A 20,196-nucleotide genomic window follows, 5' to 3' on the forward strand; every position below is an offset into this window, starting at 1 on the left:
CGCATGTTCTGTCGCATCAAGGACTTCCGCCGCATCGCAACCCGCTACGATCGGCTCGCCCGGAACTTCCTCGCCGCCGTCTGCATCGCCGCAACAGTCAGCTACTGGTTATGAGTCTTGGCCCTAGCAGCTCTGTAAGCCAAGGGAAGTCTTCCTTCAGGTATCCGGCCAAAAGCAAAAGTGATGTTGGCGCATCACCAGCCTCTCGAGATACAAAACTGAATTCCTCGAACATGCGTGGATGAAAGCGCATCTTACGTCTGCGGCTGTACCGATCGCGCTCCAACATTTCTGGGTCGAAATCGCGCATTCTTGAATTTAGTCCTCTGACGCCTGTCACCAATTCTTCAAGAATTTCGTGCTGCGGCCGCATATGTTTTTCTTCAGGTTCAGTATCCGGAATTTTCTCAAGTTCTTCTTGAAGCTTTGGCCAAAGAGCGGGAACAGTTTGGGTGATAATTTCCTCTTTTATTGCGGTGTCAGCAGCCTTGTTAATAGATCTAACAACTTCAAGTATTCCGGACAATTCTAATTTTTGCGCCTGAAATTGCGATAGTGGGCCGCTAAGATCGCTCAGTTCAAGTCCGAATAGCAGGGGAATGACTTTCGCATCGAGCATAGATTTCGAAAGCGCCCCCGCTTCGAACAAGATCCATTCAGATTGCAGATTTTCAGGCGTTATACAGATGATTCCGAAATTGGCGCTTTCTAACTCTCCTGCGATGGATTGTGCCCATCGGTCACCGGCTCCAATTTCTTTATCTGACACCCAGGGCTTGACGTAGTGGAGGGTGTACGGAAGCCAGCCGTATAAAGCGTTGGCGAGCGCTTTGCTCCGCTTTCCACTCCAACTGATGAAAACCTTCAAATTAATTACCTCCCACAAATATATATTTCTGTGTTCCTATCACGCGGGAAGTGTTGGTGGAAGTTGGAAGTTGGTTTAACAAACTCGCGATCCCCGCCCTTCGTCCCGCTTGCCTGAAAGCGGCTCGCCCTGTACATCGGCGGCATGACACGCACCGCGCTCTATCCCGGCTCGTTCGACCCCGTCACCAACGGCCATGTCGACATTCTGCGCCACGCGCTCGACCTTGCCGACAAGGTGGTCGTCGCCATCGGCGTCCATCCCGGCAAGCAGCCGATGTTCAGCTTCGAGGAGCGGGTGGAGATGATCGCCCGCATCGCCCGCGAGGCCTTCGGCGCGGGCGATGCGGCGCGCATCGAGGTGATCGCCTTCGACGACCTGGTCATCGAGACGGCGCGGCGGAGCGGCGCGGCCTTCCTGGTGCGGGGCCTGCGCGACGGCACCGATCTCGACTACGAGATGCAGATGGCCGGCATGAACCGCTCGCTGGCGCCGGAGGTGCAGACGGTGTTCCTGCCGGCCTCGCCGGAGGTCCGCCACATCACCGCCACGCTGGTCAGGCAGATCGCCAAGATGGGCGGCGACGTCCGTCATTTCGTTCCGGCTCACGTTGCGGAGCGCCTGGCCGAACGGCTGGCCGCCCCGCGCTGACACCCCGTTTCAACCCCCTCTGCGGGAGACTTCCTCCATGGCACGCCTGCTTTCGTTCCTTTCCGCGCTGCTCCTTGCCGCAACGCTCGCGGTGTCGCCCGCAGCGGCGCAGACCACCGATCCCGAAAACACGCTGCTGCTCGACCTGAAGGACGGGCGGGTGGTGATCCGCCTGCGCCCCGACCTTGCGCCGAACCATGTCGAGCGCATCAAGACGCTCGCCGCCCAGGGCTTTTACGACGGCATCGTCTTTCACCGGGTGATCGACGGCTTCATGGCGCAGACCGGCGATCCGACCGGCACCGGCATGGGCAAGTCCGACCTGCCCAACCTCAAGGGCGAATTCACCAGCGAGCCGTTCCGCCGCGGCACGCTCGGCATGGCGCGGGGCCAGGATCCTGACAGCGCCAATTCGCAGTTCTTCATCATGTTCGCCGATGGCGACTGGCTGAACCGCCAGTACACGGTCTTCGGCGAGGTGATCGAGGGCATGGAGCACGTCGACAAGATCAAGCGCGGCGAACCGGTGGTCAATCCGGACAAGATCGTGCGCATGCGCCTCGCCAAGGACAATTGATCCGCCGCGAACCCGAACACCACACCAAAACCAAGGAGACCGAGGGTGGCCGACTACAAGGATGCAGAAAACACGCTGGTGATGGAGACCACCCAGGGTGAGGTCGTTATCAACCTGCGCCCGGATCTGGCGCCGAACCATGTCGCGCGCATCAAGGAACTGGCGCGCGAGGGCTTTTACGACGGCATCGTCTTCCACCGGGTGATCGAGGGCTTCATGGCCCAGACCGGCTGCCCGCGCGGCACCGGCACCGGCGGCTCGGGCAAGAAGCTGCGCGCCGAGTTCAACGCCGAGCCGCATGTGCGCGGCACCTGCTCGATGGCCCGCGCCCAGGACCCGAATTCCGGCGACAGCCAGTTCTTCATCTGCTTCACCGATGCCCGCTTCCTCGACCGCCAGTACACGGTCTGGGGCGAGGTCACGGAAGGCATGGAGAATGTCGACAAGATCAAGCGCGGCGAGCCGGTGGTCAATCCGGACAAGATCGTCTCGATGAAGGTCGCGGCCGATATCGCGTAACGCGGCAGCGCGGCACGGCGACGCAGATCGGGGCAGGGGCCGGACGGCGCCTGCCCCTTTTCGTGAGGCCGCCACTTCCCCCCAATGGTGTCCTTGTCCCGGATTGTGGAAACGGGGCGCAGGCGACATAGTCGGCGGGCACGTCAGGGAAGATCGGGCCCAAAAAGGCCCGGAAGATCGCGCCAAAACAGGACAGGACCATGAGCAAGCTTGACGATCTCCTGGCGCAGAAGGGCACGCTGCTGGCCGACGGCGCGACCGGCACCAATCTCTTCGACATGGGGCTGACCTCCGGCGATCCGCCGGAAGAGTGGAACGTCACAGAGCCGGAGAAGATCCGCACCCTGCACCGCAAGTTCGTCGAGGCCGGCGCCGACATCATCCTGACCAACACGTTCGGCGCCAACCGCCACCGGCTGAAGCTGCACAAGCTGGAAGGGCGCGTGCACGAGCTGAACAAGGCGGCGGCGGAGCTGGCCCGGCAAGTGGCGGCGGAGGCCGGCCGCGAGGTGATCGTCGGCGGCTCCATCGGCCCGACGGGCGAATTGTTCGCCCCGCTCGGCGCGCTCACCTTTGAGGAGGCGGTCGAGGCCTTCACTGAGCAGGTGGAAGGGCTGAAGGCGGGCGGCGCCGATGTCGCCTGGATCGAGACCATGTCGGCGCCGGAGGAGATGCGCGCGGCCGCCGAAGCGGCAGCGAAGGTCGGCATGCCCTTTGTGGTGACGGCGAGCTTCGACACGGCCGGGCGCACGATGATGGGCCTGCCGCCGAGCGGCCTTGCGGACCTTGCCGGCGAATTCGCCTGCGCCCCCGTCGCCTATGGCTCGAATTGCGGCGTCGGTGCGTCGGATCTGCTGGCCGCCGTGCTGGAAATCACCCGCGACCACCCGGATGCGATCGTCGTCGCCAAGGCGAATTGCGGCATCCCGGTCATTCGCGGTGACGAGGTGGTCTATACCGGCACGCCGGAACTGATGGCCGACTATGCGCGGCTCGCGGTCGATGCCGGCGCGCGGATCATCGGCGGCTGCTGCGGCACCTCCTACGCCCACCTGGCGGCGATGCGCCAGGCGCTCGACGGATACGAGAAGGGCGCGCGTCCGAGCGTTGCCGACGTCGTCACCCGCCTCGGCCCGCTGGTCTCCCCACCGGCGGCGGCGCCTGTCGACGGCGGCGACGGCGAGGGCGGCAGGCGGCGACGCAGGAGGGGGTGAGGGGCGACGCGCAGAGGGGGCGCTGAGATGCGTCCGTTTCGTCCGGATCCGGTCGGGAGCTCGAAGGCGGGCTCAGACGTTATGTCCCGCGCCTTTCCTGCCGGATCTTTCGCCAGGCTGTCCAATCGACAGCCTCGGCCTCCAGAACGGTCAGGTCTCCCGGCTCGACGCGATCCATGAACAGGATCAGGTTTTGACACTCCCATCTGGCGCTGGGAGCCAGTAGTCCATCGAAGCCCAGGAAGAAGGCGGCATCCGCGATTTCCTGGCTGCGTTCATAGCTCAAGTCTCCGTAACGCTCGGGGACGATTCCCAACGCGGACAACGCTGCGAAATCGGCGAGTTTGAGCGTTCGGCGGGTTTTTACCGATATCCGGTGCAGGACGGATTGCAGCTTTGACGGGAAGACCGGTTGCCGGCTCAAATGAAAGTGAATTTCTTCCAGCGCGCCGTCCCGTTCGAGGGACGTGTAAAGGACATCGAACGTGCCCGGGTCCCATCTGGCTTGGGGCGCAGACCCTTCCAGCACGTCACGCCCGGCGCGTACGATGCGCCAGACATCGCCCTCGAACGAGACACGAGCCTGGGCGTCCAGAGCGTCAAGCAGTTCGATATCCCGTGCGCGTCGCTCTACCATCGACTGCTCAGATGTAAGCGCCGGCGTCGAGGCGCTCGATCACGGCGAGCACTTCCTCGGTCCGGTCGGCATTTATCAAGTCGATGGCTCTCTCGCCGTTCAACAGCGGGTGCCGGGAATGCAGCCAAAGACGGGTCTCGTCGGCGGTGTAGAAGTCCGAAAGCCTGTCCACGACATACCGCAAATCGGCAATAACCGTCTGGGTTCTTAAGTTGGGCGATCCGGTTCCCCGCGTCCAGCGGGACACAGTCGCTGTCGAGACATCGACGATATTCGCGATATCCTTCCCCTGAAGGCCGCCGCGCGACCGGAGATCGTCGAGGATACGGGAAACTGCGGTACTCATCGTGAGTTCCTTCTGGACGTGGCGGTGGAGGAGCTTTGCGGTCGACGTCGCGGCGTGCGGAAGCGAGGAGCCTCGCTTATCGTGCCGTGAAAGTCGTCGAGCACAGACTGCATCTTCTCCAGTCGCTCGCGAGAGCGCTACGCCTGCCTCTGTTCAAACCTAGATTACAAAATAATTTCATCAGAGGAAAGATGTGAAATCGATATGGAATTCACTTGGCCGGCGCCGCTCGTGCACTGGCACGCGTGCCCGGTCACGGTGACCGCCAGAGCCGCGGCCTATCGCTTCGCTGGCGTTCAGCCTCAGAAGACCAATTTCCTTTGGAAGCTATAGGGGCGGTATCCCCACCACCCGCTCCACCAGCTCCTCGACGCTCCGGCTGCCGTCGAGGCGCAGGACAGGGGCGGTCTGGTGGTCATCCGGGGAAGGCCATCCGGCTCAAAGGCTCTTCAGCCAGGGCAGGAAGCCGTCGAGGAAGCGCGTCGTCGCCGGCATGAAATGGCTGCCGTGATGATACATCGGATCGAGCGCGGTGACGATCATCCGCCCCGGTGTGGTGACCTCGTCGTCGTAGAGCACCGAACCCTTGCCGTCCACGTCGATCAGGCTGACGGCGCCGTCCGGCACGTCGAAATGGCCGTGATGGTGCCAGGTGGCGTCGTCCAGGGTGATGTGGCCGAACAAGGGATGATCGGGGGCGGCGACCTTGAGCCCGAGGCTGCCGCCTTCCTTCCACCACCAGAAATTCGTCGGCGTGTCGTGCCAGCAAACGCCGGGCAGCCAGGCGGGCTGGCCGGTCGAGCCCATGGCGATGACGGTGCCGCCGCCGGCGAGATAGTCGGCGAACTGCGCCCGGCAGGGGATCAGTTGCGAGGGATCGGTGCGGCAGGAGACCAGGATCAGCTCATGCGCGGAGAGGTCGGTCCCGGCGAGGTCGCGGATATAGACGATCTCGTCGAAATGGTCGCGGTAGCGCGGCTCGTAGAGCGAGCGGTGGTGGTAATAGGTGCCGCTGTCGAGGGCGGTGATGCGCGCCATGCTCAAGCCTCCCGTCCGGCCGCCCAGCGGCACAGTTGCGGCACGATCCGCGCCGTGGTGTCGCTGGAGCCGGCATACATCCAAAGGTCGTTGCCGGCATGCATGAGGATGCGCCCGCCGGTCGGGCGGTGGTAGATCCAGTCGCAGGGCGCCCGCTCCCGCCCCAGCCCGTGCAGCGGTATGGCGCCAACGGGCGGCGGGTTGTGGCCGCGCGCGTAGAAGCCGGCAACGCCGCGGCGAAAGGTCAGCTCGCGCGCGTCGACCCCGGCAAAGACCGGGTGATCGGTCATCCGGTGCACCTCCAGCGTCGCCAGCGTCACCTTCGGCAGCACCACGAAGGGAGCGAACTCCGGCAGCATCGGCCAGGCGACATGGCCGTTGAAGACCAGCGTGCCGCCGCCGTCGAGAAAGGCGGAGATCTTGCCCGCCAGCGTTCCGAAGTAACGCTGGTCGAGATGGGCGGGAACGAGCAGCGCCCGATAGGCCGACAGGTCGGCCCCTTCCAGCGCGTAATGGTCGATCTGGTCGAGATCGTCAACGAAGCCGGAAATGTCCGGCAGGTCGCCGCCCGCGCCCTTGATCGGCTTGAGAAACAGACAGGATGCCATGGGATACTCCGGCGGAAGGGGACCGGCGCGGGGAACGCCGGCCGGTCCCGTCTTGCTGGCGGTCCGGTTCAGTTCTTGGTGACGGACTTGAAGTCGTAGAAGAAGCCCGAGGGGTGGACCCTGTAGCCCTCGACATTGGCCTTGGAGGCGGCGACGAAGACCTTGTGCACCAGGGGGATCTCGGGCGCGTCCTCCTGCAGGATCTGCTGGGCGCGGACATAGGTGGCGAAGGCTTCCGGCCCGACGTCGAGCGTGCGGCCCTTGTCGACGAGGGCGTCGAACTCCGCATTGGCCCAGAACTGGTAGTTCATGCCGGCCTTGGAGTGGAACTGCGACTTCAGGTGCAGGTCCGGGTGCCCGGTCATTTCCGGCGTCCAGAACACGACGGAGATGTCGTAGTCGCCCTGGCGGACCAGCTCCAGCATGCCTTCCCAGGTGAACATCTGCACCTTCGTCTCGATACCCTGCTGCTTCAGGAGAATAGCGAGCGCCTCGGTGATGGTCGGCATTTCGGCGCGGCTGGAATAGCTGAGGATGCGCAGGGTCAGCGGCTCGCCGTCCTTGGTCCAGGTGCCGGAGGACTTGTCGTAACCGGCCTCGGTGAGGAGGGCTGCGGCGGCCTCCGGATCGAAGCTGTAGGGCGTTACCTCCTCGCTCGACCAGGGGAAGGAGGCGGGAAAGAAGGTCCAGGCCGGGTTGCCGATGCCGTCGAGCGCGCCCTTGACGACGATGTCGCGGTCGATGAGCAGGTTGACGGCGCGGCGCAGGCGCACGTCGGAAAGCACGCTCTTCTCGCCCGCATTGATCGCGCCGTAATAGATGCCGGCGCTTTCCTCGCTATGGACGGTGAAGCGGGCGTCGGCGGACAGGCGCGAAACGTCGGACGGCAGCAGGTTGTCGATGAAGTCGACCTCGCCGGCCTCCAGCGCGATGGCGCGGGCATTGTGGTCCGGGATGTAGCGGTATTCGATGGTCTTGAGCGCGGGCGCCTCGCCCCAGTAGCCGTCGAAGCGCTCGACGATGGTGCGGTCCTGCTTGCGGTAGTCGGCGAGCTTCCACGGGCCGGTGCCGATCGGCGTGACGAACTTGCCCTCGCCATCGAAGGAGGCCTTGCCGTAGATCACGGTGATGGCATCGGTGAGCTGGTTCGGCAGGGCCGAGAACGGCTCGGAGGTGTCGATCTCCAGCACCAGGGGCGCGGGCGTCGACAGGCTCTTGATGTTGAGGAGGTCGGCGGCATAGGGCAGCAGGGCGACGACCCGCTCCAGCGAGAACTTGGCGGCCTCGGCGTCGAACGGCGATCCGTCGTGGAAGGTGACGCCCTCGCGCAAGGCAAAGCGCCACACGGTCGGCGAGACGCGCTCCCAGGAGGTGGCGAGACCCGGCACCAGGTTCATCTGGTAGTCGAGCTTGATCAGCGTGTCGAGGATCTCGCTCTCGTTGAAGAAGCGGCTGCGGCGCGGCGCCATGGCGAGCGGCAGCGCCTCCCACATGGTGGCGACGACCAGCGTGTCGGCCGGCGTCTCGGCGCGCGCCGGGGCGATCAGCGCGTCGGTCGCGGGCAGGGCGAGCATCGCCGCAGCTATGGCGGCAATCGCGTGCCTGCCGAACCGGGGGAGGGAAAGGGAGAGGGGCATGGGCATCAGCTCCGTGTTGTCAGGTAGTTGGTGCGGCCCGCGCGCAACCGGTCGCCGAGGGCATCGCCCAGGAGGTTGACCAGGATGACGAAGGCCATGATCGTGAGACCCGGCACCAGGACGAGGCGCGGGTGATCGCGAAGGTGGTTGCGGGACTCGGCGATCATCCGGCCCCATTCGGGTGCGCCGGGCTCGACGCCGAGGCCGAGAAAGCTCAGTCCCGCGAAGGACAGGATCACCCAGGACATTGAGTAGCTGCCCATGGCGAGAAGCGGCGTCAGGATGTTGGGCAGGAGATGGCGGCGGATCACCGCAAGGCGCGGCACGCCGAGCGCCTCGGCGGCGAGCACATAGGTCTTGCTGCGCTCGACCATCACGGCGTTGCGCACGAGGCGGGCATATTCGGTCCAGTGGACGGCGGCGAGCGCCAGGATCACCGCCTGAAGGCCGAGGCCGAGCACCCCGGCGATGACGAGGGCGACGGCAAGCGCGGGCAGCACCGAGACGCCTTCGCACAGGCGCATCAACAGCCGGTCGCCGATCCCGCCGACATAGCCGCTGATGGCGCCGAGAAGCGTGCCGAGGCCGGCGGAGGCCAGCACCACGGCGAGTGCCGAAAGCGTGGTGAGCTGCGCGCCGTAGAGCAGGCGCGAGAGCATGCAGCGGCCCATCGCGTCGGTGCCGAGCGGATAGGCAAGGCTGGGCGGCGCGAGCCGGCCGAGGATGTTGGCCGCATAGGGATCGTGCGGGGCGAGCAGCGGGCCGAGCAGCACAAGGGCCAGGAGCGCGGTGACGGCGAGCGCGAGGCCGGTGCGAAGACGGGCGCGAAGGCGGGCGCGAAGACGGGCGGCGGCGGCGACCATCTAGACCACCTCCCGCGTGCGCGGATCGTAAAGGGCGATGGCATAGTCGACGGCGAGATTGACCAGCACATAGCCGCAGGCGACGACGAGGAAGCTCGCCTGGATCATCGGATAGTCGCGGGCGAGCAGCGCCTCGACCATCATCCGGCCGATGCCGGGCCAGCCGAACAGCGTCTCGACGATGATCAGCCCGTCGAAGATGCGGGCGAATTGCAGCCCGGTGAGGGTGAGCACCGCCGGCAGCACATTGGGCGCGGCATGGGTGAGGAGGGCGCGGGTGCTCGACAGGCCCTTGGCGCGGGCGGTGCGCATATAGGGCTGGGCCAGTTCCTCCAAGAGGCAGCCGCGCACATAGCGGGCGAGAATGCCGCAGACCGAGGTGGCGATGGCGAGCGTCGGCAGGACCAGATGCGCCGGCGTGCCGTAGCCGGTGCTGGGCAGCCAGCCGAGCGCGAGGGAGAAGAACAGCGCGAGCAGCAGGGCATACCAGAAATTCGGGATCGACATGCCGAGAACGGCGAAGGCGGCAAGGCCGCGGTCGAGGAGGCTGCCGGGAAAGGCGGCGCAGACCGCCCCGACCGGCAGGGCGATGGCAAGCGCCAGCAGCAAGGCGGCGACGGCAAGCGTCAAGGAGGCGGCAACGCGCAGGGCCAGTTCGTCGGCGACCGGGGTGCCGGTGACCATCGAGCGGCCGAAATCGCCGGTGAGCACATTGCCGAGCCAGACGAGATATTGCTGCGGCAGGGGCGCGTCGAAGCCGTTTTCCGCCGAGAACCGCGCCAGCGCCGCCGCGTCCGGCAGGGTGCCGTCCATCTGCGACATCAACAGCACCTCGGCGAAATTCCCCGGCATCAGCCGCAGCAGGGCGAAGCCGGCGATGGAGATCGCCAGCAGCAGCAGCGCTGCCGAGAACAGCCTGAGGACGAGTTGCCGTGCCATGTCCGGGTGCCGGGTGGGCCTGGGGGCCGTTAAACTTGAGTGTAGAAATCATGAATTTTCGGGATCGTCCATGCCCCGGCGAAAAAACCTGACAATTTTGCTCATGAAATTTCGAAACAACATATCCAGGGTTTCAGCAGGACTGGCAGTCTCTATCCAGAGGCGAGGGGCCAGAGGCGAGGGCCGTTCACGAGAGTGTGCACTGGACCCGGCGGCATCCTGGGTTAGGCTTGGCCGATGAGCTGGAGAACGGACGCCCTGAGAAGGACGCTCCCGGCCACGGCCCTGGCGATGGTGCTGGCCGCGGCGATGGTCCTTGTCGCCCTGGTGCCGGCGCGCGCGCAGCCGGCCGGGGGCGAGCCGGTCGACGTCGCCCTGGTGCTCGCCATCGACGTGTCGCGCTCGATGTCGCGCGAGGAACTGGCGATCCAGCGCAAGGGCTATGCCGAGGCGATCGCCAGCCGCGAGGTCTTGCGGGCGATCGAGCACGGCCCGCATGGGCGGATCGGCCTTGCGATCTTCGAATGGGCCGGCGACTTCCACACCCGCGAGGTGCTGCCCTGGACGATCGTCGAGAGCGCGGCGGACGCACAGGCGATCGCCGCGCTGCTGCTGGAAGAGGAGAGCTCCAGCCAGAGCCGCACCTCGATCTCCGGCGCGATCCTGCGCAGCATGGCGCTGCTGGAGGAGGTGCCGTTCGCGGCCGAGCGGATGGTGATCGACATTTCCGGCGATGGCCCCAACAACCAGGGCCCGCCGGTGACGCAGTTGCGCGATATGGCGGTGGACCGGGGCATCACCATCAACGGGCTGCCGCTGATGACCGTCGACGGCTTCGCCCGGTATTTCGCCATTCCCGATCTCGACGAATATTATCGGCGCTGCGTGATCGGCGGGCCGGGCGCCTTCGTCGTGCCGGTGCACGAGTGGAACGAGTTCCCCGAGGCGGTGCGGCGCAAGCTGGTGCTGGAGATCGGCGAGCTGGCGCCGTTCCACGACCCGTGGCGGCAGCACCATGACGGCGGCGCGCTGCCTGTGGTGCCGGCGCAGTTCGCCGCCGAGGAGCCTTATGACTGCCTGGTCGGCGAGAAGATGTGGCGCGACCGCCGGGACCTGTTCTACGACGGCGGCAGGTAGGCCAGCGCTCTAGCCCCGCCGCCGGCGGCGACGACGCCCGCCGTCGCCGTCTTCGTCCGTGCCGTCGCTCGCCGCGCGCGGCTCGGGCAGCGCGACCGCCGCGCGCAACTTGACGAAGGGGTCCACCTTGTTGGGGATCGCCATCGCGTTGACGAAATGCTCCTGGAAGCGCGGCTCCAGCGCCGTCTCGATCTTCTCGATCTCGCGCACGACGCGCTCGACCGTGCGCCGCTCGCCGCGATTGATCAGCGCCATGCGCGCGCCGGTGCCGGCGGCATTGCCGACGCTCGCGACATGGGCGAGGTCGCAATCGGGGATCAGCCCGAGGATCATCGCGTATTTGGTGTCGATATAGCTGCCGAAGGCACCGGCAAGGCGGATGCGCTCGATCGGCGGATTGCCGAGCTTGTCGGAGAGGAGCTGGATGCCGGCATAGAGCGCGGCCTTGGCGAGCTGAATGGCGCGGATGTCGGTCTGGGTGATGGTGAGCTCGATGCCCTCGCTCGCCACCACATAGGCGAAGGTCCGCCCCTTTTGCACCACGCGGGGCGAGCGCTCGGCGAGCGCGCCGTCGATCAGCCCGTCGACGGTGATGACGCCGGCAAGATAGAGCTCGGCGACCGCCTCGATGATGCCCGAGCCGCAAATGCCGGTGACGCCGACCTGGTCCTTCTTCTCCGCGAACTCCGGATCGTCCGACCATTCGTCGAGGCCGATCACCTTGAAGCGCGGCTCGAGCGTGACCGGATCGATGCGGATGCGCTCGATGGCGCCGGGCGCGGCGCGCTGGCCGCAGGAAATCTCCGCCCCCTCGAAGGCGGGGCCGGTCGGGGAACTCGCCGCCAGCAGCCGGTCGCGATTGCCGAGCACGATCTCGGCATTGGTGCCGATGTCGACGACCAGCGTCAGGGCTTCGGCCTCGAACGGGCGGGTGGAGAGCGCGGCGGCGGCGGCATCGGCGCCGACATGGCCGGCGATGCAGGGCAGGATATAGGCGCGCGCGCCGGAATTGAGCTCCAGCCCCAGCTCGGCGGCGGGGATATGGACGGCCCCCGACACGGCGAGGGCGAAGGGCGCGCCGCCCAGCTCCGTCGGATCGATGCCGAGGAAGAGGTGGTGCATGATCGGGTTGCCGACGAAGACGGCGTCCATGACGTCCTCGCGGGTGGCGCCGACATCAGCGACCAGCTTGGCGACCAGCGCGTCGACCGCTGCACGCACCGCCGAGACGAGATCGGGCAGGCGCGCCGGGTTCATCTGCACATAGGAGACGCGCGACATCAGGTCTTCGCCGAAGCGGATCTGCGGGTTCGAGGTGCCGGCCGAGGTGACCGTGCGGCCGTTGGCGAGATCGCACAGATGCGCGGCGATGGTGGTGGAGCCGATATCGACGGCAAGGCCGTAGACGGTGGTCTTTTCGCCCGGCCACAGGGCGGTAACGCGCGGGGGAAAGCCGTCGTCCTGCCAGATGGCGGCGGAGACGCGCCAGTGACCGGTGCGCAGCACCTTCTGCACCTTCGGCAAGAGCGGCGGGTCGAGGCTGAGGCCGGACAGGCCGGAGGCTTCGGCAACAGCGGCGAGCAGCCGGTCGCAATCGCCCAGCGGCTGTTCCATGTCCGGCTCGCTGACCTCGACGGTGACGAGGCGGATGGCGCTGTCGGGGGCGACGGTGACATTCTCGGCGCGCTTGCGCACCACCTGGCGGTTGGTCTGCGCCTCCATCGGCACGTCGACCACCATGTCGCCGAGGATGGCGGCCTGACAGGACAGGCGCCGGCCGTCGGGAAGGCTGCGCAGGGAGAGGTAGCGGGCCTCGGCATCGGTCACCGGTCCGAGATGCTCCGCCGTGCTGGTGATCTGCTCCTTGGCGAAGGCGCCTTCGGAAACGGAGATCTGGCAGCGGCCGCAGATGCCGCGCCCGCCGCAGACGGATTCGACATAGACGCCGAGCGCGCGCGCAGCATCAAGCAGCGGCGTGCCGAGCGGGAACATGCCCCGCCGGCCGCTCGGCTGGAAGACGACTTTCGCCGTTTCGGGCGTCTCGCGCATGGCCTCGCCCGTTCTCGTGGTCGGTCTTGCGTTCAAGCGCTGGCCCGCCGCCGTCCCTCGCGTCCGCCGCGCCGCCCGGAGCTGCCCGAGGCGGCGGGGGCGGCGGTCGGGCCGCCTTCCGCGCCCGGCTTGTAGTCGCGATAGGTCATGATCCAGTCGGAGCAGTTGGGATCGTTGCCGGTCAGCACGTTGGCGGCGCGCACCGCCTCCATCTCCTGGGGCCGGCAGGGGTTCATGATGGCGCTGGTCATGCCGGCGCCGATCACCATCGGGATGAAGCCGGCATTGATGCCGTGCCGGTGGGGCAGGCCGAAGGAGATGTTGGAGAGGCCGCAGGTGGTGTTGACCTTCAGCTCCTCGCGCAGACGGCGGAGCAGGCGGAAGACCTGCTGGCCGGCGCTGCCCATGGCGCCGATCGGCATGACCAGCGGGTCGACGACGATGTCATGGGCAGGAATGCCGTAGTCGGCGGCGCGCTCGACGATCTTCTTGGCGACCGCAAAGCGCACGTCCGGGTCTTCCGAAATGCCGGTCTCGTCGTTCGAGATCGCGACGACCGGGACATTGTATTTCTTGACGAGCGGCAGGATCGCCTCGAGCTTTTCCTCCTCGCCGGTGACCGAATTGACCAGCGGGCGGCCCTTGGCGACCCGAAGGCCGGCCTCGATGGCGGCGGTCACCGAACTGTCGATGGACAGCGGCACGTCGACGAGGCTCTGGACGATCTCCAGCGTCCTGACCAGCAGCGGCGGCTCGGTCTCGTTGGGATTGACGGCGGTGACGCCGGCATTGACGTCGAGCATGGTGGCGCCGGCGGCGACCTGTGCGAGCGCGTCCTTCTCCACGGTAGAGAAGTCGCCGGCGGCCATCTCGGCGGCGAGCTTCTTGCGGCCCGTCGGGTTGATCCGCTCGCCGATCACGCAGAACGGCTGGTCGAAGCCGATGACGATCTCGCGGGTGGCCGAGGCGACGATGGTACGGGTCATTGGGCTACCTCTGCGGGGTAAGACGGGGCGCCAGCGGCGGGAAACGTCCAGCTCCCGCGGGCACTCAGCCAGTCGGCCGTCTTGGTCAGGCCGCCGAAGGGAAAGACGTGGATCTGCTGCAGCCGGGTTTCGGGCTGGGTGCGCACGCGCAGCTCCAGCGGGCCGACCATGGTCTCCGGATCGTAGCCCGACAGCATCGAGACGACGGCGCCGCCCCGCTTCTTCAGGAAGGAGAGCGAGTTCTCCACCCCGGCGAAGGCGGCATATTTCAGCAGCGTCGTCATCTTGGCCGGGCCGGCGACGCCGATATGCACCGGGAAGCGGTTGCCCCAGGCGGCGATCTCGTCGAGCCAGAGGCTGACCTTCTGCGGATCGAAGCCGAACTGGGTGACGATGTGGAACTCCGCGTCGCTCCGGGCGGCGAGCGCGTGCTTGCGCATCAGGAAGGCGCGGATGGTCTCGCGCGAGATTTCCGGCGCGCCCTCCGGATGGCCGGCAACCGCGATGCGGGCGATGCCGAGCCGGTCGAACAGGCCCGTCTCGATCATCGCGACGGAGGAGGCGATGGGGCCGGGGGTCGGCGCCTCGCCGGCCACCGCCAGCACCTCGCTGACGCCGGCTTCCGCGACCAGGCGGGTCAGCCGGTATTCGAAGGCGGCGAAGGAGGGATAGCGGCGCGCGGCCATGTGCGGCACGGCAACGAGGCCGGCATCAGTGACCGCGCGGGCGGCGCGGATGATGTCATCCTCGCCGACATTGCCGAGATCGGTGAGGTAAAGGCGCGTGCCGGCGGGAACGAGACGGAGCAGCTCCGGCTTTTCCACCACCTGGCGGGGCGACATTTCCGTGGAGGCGGCAAGGCGCCCGAAATCGTTGAGGCGGTGGTCGGTCATGTCGCCGGTCCCGTGCTGGTGTGGTCGGGAGAGGGGGAGGCGGCCGCATCAAAGCCTTCGGCTGCGACAAGCGCCGCAAGCCGCTCCGGCGGATAGGCGGTGAGGAGATCGGCAAGCGCCGCCTCCGCTTCGGCCTCGATGTCGTCGCCGACCGCGACGGGATCGCCCCGCCGCCACTCGGCCAGATAGGCATCGCTGTCCTTCGCCCCGACGCGCATGGCGCAGCGGTCGACAGCCTGGATGAAGCGTTCGGGCAGCTCGCGGCGGGCGCTGGCGCGGCCGGCCCGGACCAGCACCTGGGCCGGGATGTCACGCCAGTAGACGATGGTTTTCTGCGCCAAGATGCGGCCCTTCGACCCGGCCGGGAACGCCTGTCGTCCCCGTGCTTTCGAGCATCATGATGCCTTTGGCCGGCCATCTCATCGGTGCACAGACGACACGGGAAAGCCAGAAAACGACAGCGCCGAACGACGTGCGGGATCAGGCGCCGAGCGTGGTGAGGCGCGGTTCCAGCAGGCCGTAGCCGGTGACCCGCTTGGCATAGGCAAGGCCGAGCCGTTCGGCGGCCGCGCGCGCCCGCGCCTCGACGTCCGGATCGGGGGCCTGTTCCAGATAGAGCAGGCGGGTGTAGTTGCCGAAATAGGCGTCGCGCAGCTCGGGATGGCTGTCGAGCCCGAGGGGGCGGATCACCAGCGTCTCGAAATGGCGGGCGAGGAAATCGGTGAGGTAGAAGGTGCCGGGCTCGGCCTCGGCTTCCGCGTCGAAGGCGTCGAGGCCGGCGAAGAAGGCGTAGCAATGGGCGCCCTCGATCCGCTCCACCCCTTCCTCGGCCAGCACCGTGTCGAGCAGCCCGCCGGTGCCGCAATCGCCATAGCCGATGAGGATATGGGCGTAATGCGGCCGCAGCTTGCGGATCTCGGCGCGCACGGCGGCCGGGATCTTCTCCGGGCGGTTGTGAAGCTGCGCCGGCAGGCATTGCAGCTCCACATGGGTGAGGCCGTTGGCCTCGATGATGGCGAGGATCTCGCGCGCCAGCGCCCCGCAGGCGATCACCAGCACCTTGTCGCGAAAGGGCGAGGGTGCCGCCGGCATGGCTCAGCCCGCCCGCGCCACCAACTGGTTGTGCTTGCGCGCGATCAGCTCCTTGGCGAGTTCGACGGTCACCGCCGCGTCGCGCCCATAGGCATCGGCGCCGACCGCCTGGCTGAACTCCTCGTTCAGCGGCGCACCGCCGACCATGACGATATAGTCGTCGCGGATACCCTTCTCGATCATCGTGTCGATGACGACCTTCATATAGGGCATGGTGGTGGTCAGGAGGGCCGACATGCCGACGATGTCCGGCTTGTGCTCCTCGATGGCCGCCAGGTAGTTCTCGACCGGATTGTTGATGCCGATGTCGATCACCTCGAAGCCGGCGCCTTCCATCATCATCGAGACGAGGTTCTTGCCGATGTCGTGGATGTCGCCCTTGACGGTGCCGATCACCATCTTGCCGACCTTCGGCGCGCCGGTCTCGGCGAGCAGCGGGCGCAGCAGCCCCATGCCGGCCTTCATGGCATTGGCCGACATCAGCACTTCCGGCACGAAGAGAATGCCGTCGCGGAAGTCGACGCCGACGATGCGCATGCCTTCGACCAATGCGTCGGTGAGAATCCGGTAGGGCGTCCAGCCGCGCTCCAGCAGGATCTCCACGCTCTCGACGATTTCGTCCTTGAGGCCGTCATAGAGATCGTCATGCATCTGCTCGACGAGTTCCTCGTCGGACAGCGACCTGAGATCGAGATCGTCTTCCTGCGACATCGCGGGCGCTCCGTTTGCGCATTCGGGGGGCATGGCTCGCTTCCGGGCCTGCTTCCAGTACACTGGTTTGCACCGCCTCCCGTCGATATCTTCAATGCGACATGCGGAGTCGCGGGAGCGACAGCGCCGGCGTCCGGCGGACGCCTGCGCGATTTTCAAGGGGACCGGCGCGCCGATGGCCTTCGATTTCATCTTCATGCTGACGGAGGACGACAGCACCGTCCCCGATGCCCGAAGCCGGCTGGACGAGGTGCTGGCGGGCGGCGCAAGGCATATCGGCTTCAAGGATGTGGGCCTGCCCTTCGAAGAGCTGCGGGGGCTCGCCCGCGACATCCGCGCCGCCGGCGGCCGGGTCTATCTGGAGGTGGTGAGCCTCGATGCGCAGAGCGAGCTGCGCTCGGCGCGTGCCGCCATCGGGCTGGAGGTCGATTGCCTGCTCGGCGGCACGCGGCCGGCCGAGGTGGCGCCGCTCCTGAAGGCGCATCCGATCCGCTACTATCCCTTTCCCGGCGAGATCGTCGGCCATCCGAGCGTGCTGGCCGGGACCATCGAGAGCATCACGGCAAGCGCCCGGGCGCTGGCCGAGCTGGAGAGCGTGCACGGGCTGGACCTGCTCGCCTATCGCTTCGCCGGAGACGTGCCGGCGCTGATGCGCAGCGTCTGTGCGGCCTGCGACAAGCCGGTGATCATGGCCGGCAGCATCGACCGGGCAGCGCGCATCGTCGAGGTGGCAGAGGCGGGCGCGGCCGGCTTCACCGTCGGCACGGCGGCGCTGAAGGGCCAGTTCGCCGCGCCCGAAGCCGGCCTTGCCGCGCAGGTGCGGGCGATCCTGTCGCTGACGCTGGAGGCGCGCCGCCGCTCCACCGCGCCGCGCCGCATCGCGCTGGTCGCCCACAATGCCCGCAAGGCGCATCTGCGCGCCTGGGTCGGCCGGCATGCGCAGGTGCTGCGCCGGCAGAAGCTGGTGGCGACCGGCGGCACCGGCGCCATGCTGCTGGAGGCGGTGCCGGGGCTGGCGATCCAGCGGCTGCAGCGCGGCTCGCATGGCGGCGACCAGCAGCTCGGCGCGCTGATCGCCACCGGCGAGCTGGACGCGGTGATCTTCTTCGCCGATCCGCATGGCCACCATTCCAGCGATGTCGACCTGATGGCGCTGACCCGGCTCGCCATCCTGCACGACACGCCGATCGCCTGCTCGCCGGCCGCCGCCGATCTCGTCGTCGCGGCGAGCCTCGCCGGGTAGGGGGAAGGGGCCGGTCAATCTCCCGCCGCGTGGAGCGGTTGGCCGGCCGCGTCCCAGTCCCGCCAGCCGGGAAAGGCGAGCGCGGGGAGCGTCTGCGCGCTTGCGACATGCGCGCCCCAGGCTGCGAGCACGGAGCGCAGGCGCTGCTTCTGGACGGACTCGTCCTCGTAGGAATAGCCGTGCCCCTGCACCCCGCAGGCGGTGAAGGGCGGCAGCACCGTGAAGCCGAGATAGTGCAGGGAGTAGTGCAGTGGCCAAAGCATCGTCTCGAAGTCGCCGCCGCGCGCGCCCGGCCCGAAGGCGCTCTCCGGCGCGCCGGTGGTGACGGAAAGCATCGCGCGGCGCCGGCGGAAATAGCCGGCGTCGTAGCGCATGCGGCTGGTATAGAGGCCGCCGCTCAGGAACACCCGGTCGAACCACCCTTTCAGCATCGCCGGCGGGCCGTGCCACCACAGCGGAAACTGGAGCACGAGGAACTCGGCGCGTTCCAGCTCGGCAATTTCGGCAAGGACGTCGGCGGGAACGCTGCCGCTCTGCCAGGCGTGGCGCTGTTCGGCGAGCGGCGAGAAGGCGTCTGGATCGAGCCGGTTGACGTAATGCGCGCCCTTTTCGACCGGATCGAAGCCGGAGGCGTAAAGATCCTGAAGGCTGACCGTGTGGCCGTCGCGGGCCAGCGCCGTTGACGCCGCGGACGACATGGCGGCGTTGAAGGAGCCGGAATCGGGATGGGCCCGGATGATGCGAACGTGCATGAGGAGCTCCCTGACGATGGACATTCGCTTCAGCTTATCTTGCGGAAATGATAGGATGATGGTCGATATCGCAGATGGAGTTTGCAGATTTGCAAGATCGGCTCGACTGGAGTGACTATCGTCTGGTGCTGGAGATTGCCCGCGCCGGGTCGCTGACGCTGGCCGGCCGCCACTCGGCACGCAGCCATGCGACGCTGTTCCGCCGGCTCAATGCGATAGAGGAGCGGCTGGGAACGCGGCTGTTCGACCGGCACCGCAGCGGATACGCGCTGACGGGGGCCGGGGAGGCGGTCGTTGCCGCGGCGAAGGCCTTCGAGGAGCTGGCCGTCGCGACCGAGCACCAGCTTGCCGATCTCGACCGCCGGGCGGAGGGACTGGTCACCGTCACCACGACGGATGCGCTGTTTTCCGGGCTGATCGCGGACGCGCTGACCCGGTTCCACGCGCAGACCCCGGCCATCTCGCTGGAGGTCCGGCTGTCGAACGACCTGCACGATCTGGCAAGGCGCGAGGCGGACATCGCCGTGCGCCCGACCACCGCACCGGAGCCGCATCTGTTCGGGCGCAATCTCGGCACGATCCGGCAGGCGGTCTATGCGCCGGCGCATATCGCGGCCGATGCCGACCTGCCATGGATTGGCCCGGCCGCCTCCATGAACTATGTCCAGTACGAGCGCTGGCTGCACCGGCAGGAGGGCGGGGAGACGTGGATGCGGATCGAGGGAACGCTCGGCATCCACGCGGCGGTCCGTGCCGGCGCGGGCAGGGCGGTGCTGCCCTGCTATCTCGGCGATGCCGACGAGAGCCTGCGCCGCTGCGGGCCGGTGATCGAGGAGCTTGGAATCCCACTCTGGATCCTGATCCACCCGGACCTGAAGGACGTGGCGCGGGTGCGCAAGCTCCTGGAGTTTCTCGGCGACGACAGGCAGTTCAGGCAAAGGCTCTGAGCCTTCAGCACTGTCGGCCGGAGGCTCTTGCCGGCGCTCTTGATCACTTGCGTCGATCAAGACGATGAGAATTCCCCCACTTTAATAGGCCGCCTCTAAGTGCGATCTCAGCCTCCTGCGATGCGAGGGGATGCGAGGCCGCGCCTCATTCTCAGGACGACAATCCCGGCCGCAGGCGCAGCCGGAGAGCCGGCAGAGGCATTCTCAGCGGGTGCGAGACGGGAGGCGTTCACCTCCTCTCACTTATCATACCTGCGAAGGCAGGTATCCGGTATCCGCCGGGCTGGTGGTGGCGTGACGGCGGCAGCCCCTCGCCGAGGTTCGCTCGCGGCAGCGCCGAGACTTCAGTCGCGACCGTACGGGGTTACTGGGTCCCTGTATGTCCGGGTTGTGTCATGATGCTTGCGGGACGGAGGCCGTTGGACCCCTGGTCGTTGTGAGACCGTAGACCGGCATTTGGCCCCGTCCCGCTTCGCATGATCAACCTGA

General features: G+C 67.0%; 22 protein-coding genes and 1 pseudogene. 8 read left to right on the forward strand and 15 right to left on the reverse strand.

The genetic code is table 11. The annotated features are described in order from the left end of the window. Window positions 1-114: pseudogene (locus TSB10GB4_RS22685) on the forward strand (IS5/IS1182 family transposase); the annotation flags it as partial. Here the strand turns inward: TSB10GB4_RS22685 and TSB10GB4_RS22690 are convergent. Further along, entirely contained in the window at window positions 98-868 is a 771-nt protein-coding gene (locus tag TSB10GB4_RS22690) for a toll/interleukin-1 receptor domain-containing protein (RefSeq protein WP_186397586.1), read from the reverse strand. The pseudogene TSB10GB4_RS22685 and the gene TSB10GB4_RS22690 overlap by 17 nt on opposite strands. 144 nt (window positions 869-1,012) lie before the next feature. On the opposite strand from TSB10GB4_RS22690, the gene coaD reads away from it, so the two are divergent. From coaD to bmt, 4 genes are all read left to right on the forward strand, one after another. Further along, the gene (coaD, locus tag TSB10GB4_RS22695) at window positions 1,013-1,519 is read left to right on the forward strand and encodes a pantetheine-phosphate adenylyltransferase (RefSeq protein WP_186397587.1); all 507 of its coding nucleotides are present in this window, start codon (window positions 1,013-1,015) and stop codon (window positions 1,517-1,519) included. A gap of 37 nt (window positions 1,520-1,556) precedes the next feature. After that, window positions 1,557-2,096, forward strand: coding sequence for a peptidylprolyl isomerase (locus TSB10GB4_RS22700; RefSeq protein ID WP_186397588.1), 540 nt, complete (start codon window positions 1,557-1,559; stop codon window positions 2,094-2,096). Between the two features lie 81 nt (window positions 2,097-2,177). Then, window positions 2,178-2,615 carry a peptidylprolyl isomerase gene (locus TSB10GB4_RS22705; protein WP_186397607.1) on the forward strand — a complete coding sequence of 146 codons (438 nt, stop codon included), beginning with the start codon at window positions 2,178-2,180 and terminating at the stop codon, window positions 2,613-2,615. 200 nt (window positions 2,616-2,815) lie between these two features. Further along, on the forward strand, window positions 2,816-3,829 hold the full coding sequence (gene bmt, locus TSB10GB4_RS22710) for a betaine--homocysteine S-methyltransferase (protein WP_186397589.1): 1,014 nt from the start codon (window positions 2,816-2,818) through the stop codon (window positions 3,827-3,829). A gap of 79 nt (window positions 3,830-3,908) precedes the next feature. On the opposite strand, the gene TSB10GB4_RS22715 is transcribed toward bmt, so the two are convergent. The 7 genes from TSB10GB4_RS22715 to TSB10GB4_RS22745 form a co-directional block, all read right to left on the reverse strand. Then, the gene (locus TSB10GB4_RS22715; RefSeq protein ID WP_186397590.1) at window positions 3,909-4,466 is read right to left on the reverse strand and encodes an RES family NAD+ phosphorylase; all 558 of its coding nucleotides are present in this window, start codon (window positions 4,464-4,466) and stop codon (window positions 3,909-3,911) included. A gap of 7 nt (window positions 4,467-4,473) precedes the next feature. After that, entirely contained in the window at window positions 4,474-4,812 is a 339-nt protein-coding gene (locus tag TSB10GB4_RS22720; protein ID WP_186397591.1) for an antitoxin Xre/MbcA/ParS toxin-binding domain-containing protein, read from the reverse strand. Window positions 4,813-5,250: 438 nt separating this feature from the next. Then, complete coding sequence (locus TSB10GB4_RS22725; RefSeq protein WP_186397592.1) at window positions 5,251-5,850, reverse strand: hypothetical protein; 600 nt, start codon at window positions 5,848-5,850, stop codon at window positions 5,251-5,253. Window positions 5,851-5,852: 2 nt separating this feature from the next. After that, window positions 5,853-6,458, reverse strand: a complete 606-nt coding sequence (locus TSB10GB4_RS22730) for a hypothetical protein (protein ID WP_186397593.1) — start codon at window positions 6,456-6,458, stop codon at window positions 5,853-5,855. Between the two features lie 68 nt (window positions 6,459-6,526). Further along, on the reverse strand, window positions 6,527-8,095 hold the full coding sequence (locus tag TSB10GB4_RS22735; RefSeq protein WP_186397594.1) for an ABC transporter substrate-binding protein: 1,569 nt from the start codon (window positions 8,093-8,095) through the stop codon (window positions 6,527-6,529). Window positions 8,096-8,100: 5 nt separating this feature from the next. Continuing rightward, window positions 8,101-8,958, reverse strand: a complete 858-nt coding sequence (locus TSB10GB4_RS22740) for an ABC transporter permease (protein ID WP_186397595.1) — start codon at window positions 8,956-8,958, stop codon at window positions 8,101-8,103. After that, a complete protein-coding gene (locus TSB10GB4_RS22745; RefSeq protein WP_186397596.1) occupies window positions 8,959-9,897 on the reverse strand; it encodes an ABC transporter permease in 939 nt (312 codons plus the stop codon). A gap of 237 nt (window positions 9,898-10,134) precedes the next feature. Here TSB10GB4_RS22745 and TSB10GB4_RS22750 point away from each other — a divergent pair, with 237 nt between their 5' ends. Next, the gene (locus tag TSB10GB4_RS22750; protein WP_186397597.1) at window positions 10,135-11,034 is read left to right on the forward strand and encodes a DUF1194 domain-containing protein; all 900 of its coding nucleotides are present in this window, start codon (window positions 10,135-10,137) and stop codon (window positions 11,032-11,034) included. A 9-nt stretch (window positions 11,035-11,043) separates the two neighbouring features. Here the strand turns inward: TSB10GB4_RS22750 and TSB10GB4_RS22755 are convergent, their stop codons facing one another. The 6 genes from TSB10GB4_RS22755 to TSB10GB4_RS22780 all read right to left on the reverse strand — a co-directional run bounded on the left by TSB10GB4_RS22755 (window position 11,044) and on the right by TSB10GB4_RS22780 (window position 16,765). Beyond that, window positions 11,044-13,083 carry an ASKHA domain-containing protein gene (locus tag TSB10GB4_RS22755; RefSeq protein ID WP_186397598.1) on the reverse strand — a complete coding sequence of 680 codons (2,040 nt, stop codon included), beginning with the start codon at window positions 13,081-13,083 and terminating at the stop codon, window positions 11,044-11,046. A gap of 32 nt (window positions 13,084-13,115) precedes the next feature. Next, window positions 13,116-14,069 (reverse strand): methyltetrahydrofolate cobalamin methyltransferase, encoded by a 954-nt coding sequence (locus TSB10GB4_RS22760; protein ID WP_186397599.1) that lies wholly within the window; start codon window positions 14,067-14,069, stop codon window positions 13,116-13,118. Then, complete coding sequence (locus TSB10GB4_RS22765; protein ID WP_186397600.1) at window positions 14,066-14,962, reverse strand: methylenetetrahydrofolate reductase; 897 nt, start codon at window positions 14,960-14,962, stop codon at window positions 14,066-14,068. Before TSB10GB4_RS22765 ends, TSB10GB4_RS22760 begins: the two co-directional genes overlap by 4 nt. Continuing rightward, a complete protein-coding gene (locus tag TSB10GB4_RS22770; protein WP_186397601.1) occupies window positions 14,959-15,303 on the reverse strand; it encodes a virulence factor in 345 nt (114 codons plus the stop codon). Before TSB10GB4_RS22770 ends, TSB10GB4_RS22765 begins: the two co-directional genes overlap by 4 nt. Before the next feature lie 139 nt (window positions 15,304-15,442). Beyond that, complete coding sequence (locus TSB10GB4_RS22775; RefSeq protein WP_186397602.1) at window positions 15,443-16,054, reverse strand: DUF1638 domain-containing protein; 612 nt, start codon at window positions 16,052-16,054, stop codon at window positions 15,443-15,445. A gap of 3 nt (window positions 16,055-16,057) precedes the next feature. Beyond that, entirely contained in the window at window positions 16,058-16,765 is a 708-nt protein-coding gene (locus tag TSB10GB4_RS22780; RefSeq protein ID WP_186397603.1) for a B12-binding domain-containing protein, read from the reverse strand. A gap of 175 nt (window positions 16,766-16,940) precedes the next feature. On the opposite strand from TSB10GB4_RS22780, the gene TSB10GB4_RS24085 reads away from it, so the two are divergent. After that, entirely contained in the window at window positions 16,941-18,008 is a 1,068-nt protein-coding gene (locus tag TSB10GB4_RS24085; RefSeq protein ID WP_186397604.1) for a methylglyoxal synthase, read from the forward strand. A 14-nt stretch (window positions 18,009-18,022) separates the two neighbouring features. Here the strand turns inward: TSB10GB4_RS24085 and TSB10GB4_RS22790 are convergent, their stop codons facing one another. After that, window positions 18,023-18,760: an NAD(P)H-dependent oxidoreductase gene (locus TSB10GB4_RS22790; protein ID WP_186397605.1), complete on the reverse strand. Its 738-nt coding sequence runs from the start codon at window positions 18,758-18,760 to the stop codon at window positions 18,023-18,025. Between the two features lie 89 nt (window positions 18,761-18,849). Between TSB10GB4_RS22790 and TSB10GB4_RS22795 the strand changes: the two genes are divergently transcribed. Beyond that, on the forward strand, window positions 18,850-19,707 hold the full coding sequence (locus tag TSB10GB4_RS22795) for a LysR family transcriptional regulator (RefSeq protein WP_244571012.1): 858 nt from the start codon (window positions 18,850-18,852) through the stop codon (window positions 19,705-19,707). Window positions 19,708-20,196 lie beyond the last annotated feature (489 nt).

It is taken from the genome of Stappia sp. TSB10GB4 (genome assembly GCF_900185745.1).
Lineage (GTDB): Bacteria > Pseudomonadota > Alphaproteobacteria > Rhizobiales > Stappiaceae > Stappia.

Bases quoted from the DNA above. Each gene is read 5' to 3' on its own strand.
- TSB10GB4_RS22765 (WP_186397600.1), bottom strand. From the start codon at position 14,962: ATGACCGACCACCGCCTCAACGATTTCGGGCGCCTTGCCGCCTCCACG.
- TSB10GB4_RS22780 (WP_186397603.1), bottom strand. From the start codon at position 16,765: ATGTCGCAGGAAGACGATCTCGATCTCAGGTCGCTGTCCGACGAGGAA.
- TSB10GB4_RS22715 (WP_186397590.1), bottom strand. From the start codon at position 4,466: ATGGTAGAGCGACGCGCACGGGATATCGAACTGCTTGACGCTCTGGAC.
- TSB10GB4_RS22720 (WP_186397591.1), bottom strand. From the start codon at position 4,812: ATGAGTACCGCAGTTTCCCGTATCCTCGACGATCTCCGGTCGCGCGGC.
- TSB10GB4_RS22705 (WP_186397607.1), top strand. From the start codon at position 2,178: ATGGAGACCACCCAGGGTGAGGTCGTTATCAACCTGCGCCCGGATCTG.
- TSB10GB4_RS22750 (WP_186397597.1), top strand. From the start codon at position 10,135: ATGAGCTGGAGAACGGACGCCCTGAGAAGGACGCTCCCGGCCACGGCC.
- TSB10GB4_RS22760 (WP_186397599.1), bottom strand. From the start codon at position 14,069: ATGACCCGTACCATCGTCGCCTCGGCCACCCGCGAGATCGTCATCGGC.
- TSB10GB4_RS22735 (WP_186397594.1), bottom strand. From the start codon at position 8,095: ATGCCCCTCTCCCTTTCCCTCCCCCGGTTCGGCAGGCACGCGATTGCC.
- TSB10GB4_RS22775 (WP_186397602.1), bottom strand. From the start codon at position 16,054: ATGCCGGCGGCACCCTCGCCCTTTCGCGACAAGGTGCTGGTGATCGCC.
- TSB10GB4_RS22740 (WP_186397595.1), bottom strand. From the start codon at position 8,958: ATGGTCGCCGCCGCCGCCCGTCTTCGCGCCCGCCTTCGCGCCCGTCTT.
- TSB10GB4_RS22730 (WP_186397593.1), bottom strand. From the start codon at position 6,458: ATGGCATCCTGTCTGTTTCTCAAGCCGATCAAGGGCGCGGGCGGCGAC.
- TSB10GB4_RS22790 (WP_186397605.1), bottom strand. From the start codon at position 18,760: ATGCACGTTCGCATCATCCGGGCCCATCCCGATTCCGGCTCCTTCAAC.
- TSB10GB4_RS22755 (WP_186397598.1), bottom strand. From the start codon at position 13,083: ATGCGCGAGACGCCCGAAACGGCGAAAGTCGTCTTCCAGCCGAGCGGC.
- TSB10GB4_RS24085 (WP_186397604.1), top strand. From the start codon at position 16,941: ATGGCCTTCGATTTCATCTTCATGCTGACGGAGGACGACAGCACCGTC.
- TSB10GB4_RS22700 (WP_186397588.1), top strand. From the start codon at position 1,557: ATGGCACGCCTGCTTTCGTTCCTTTCCGCGCTGCTCCTTGCCGCAACG.
- bmt (WP_186397589.1), top strand. From the start codon at position 2,816: ATGAGCAAGCTTGACGATCTCCTGGCGCAGAAGGGCACGCTGCTGGCC.
- coaD (WP_186397587.1), top strand. From the start codon at position 1,013: ATGACACGCACCGCGCTCTATCCCGGCTCGTTCGACCCCGTCACCAAC.
- TSB10GB4_RS22725 (WP_186397592.1), bottom strand. From the start codon at position 5,850: ATGGCGCGCATCACCGCCCTCGACAGCGGCACCTATTACCACCACCGC.
- TSB10GB4_RS22745 (WP_186397596.1), bottom strand. From the start codon at position 9,897: ATGGCACGGCAACTCGTCCTCAGGCTGTTCTCGGCAGCGCTGCTGCTG.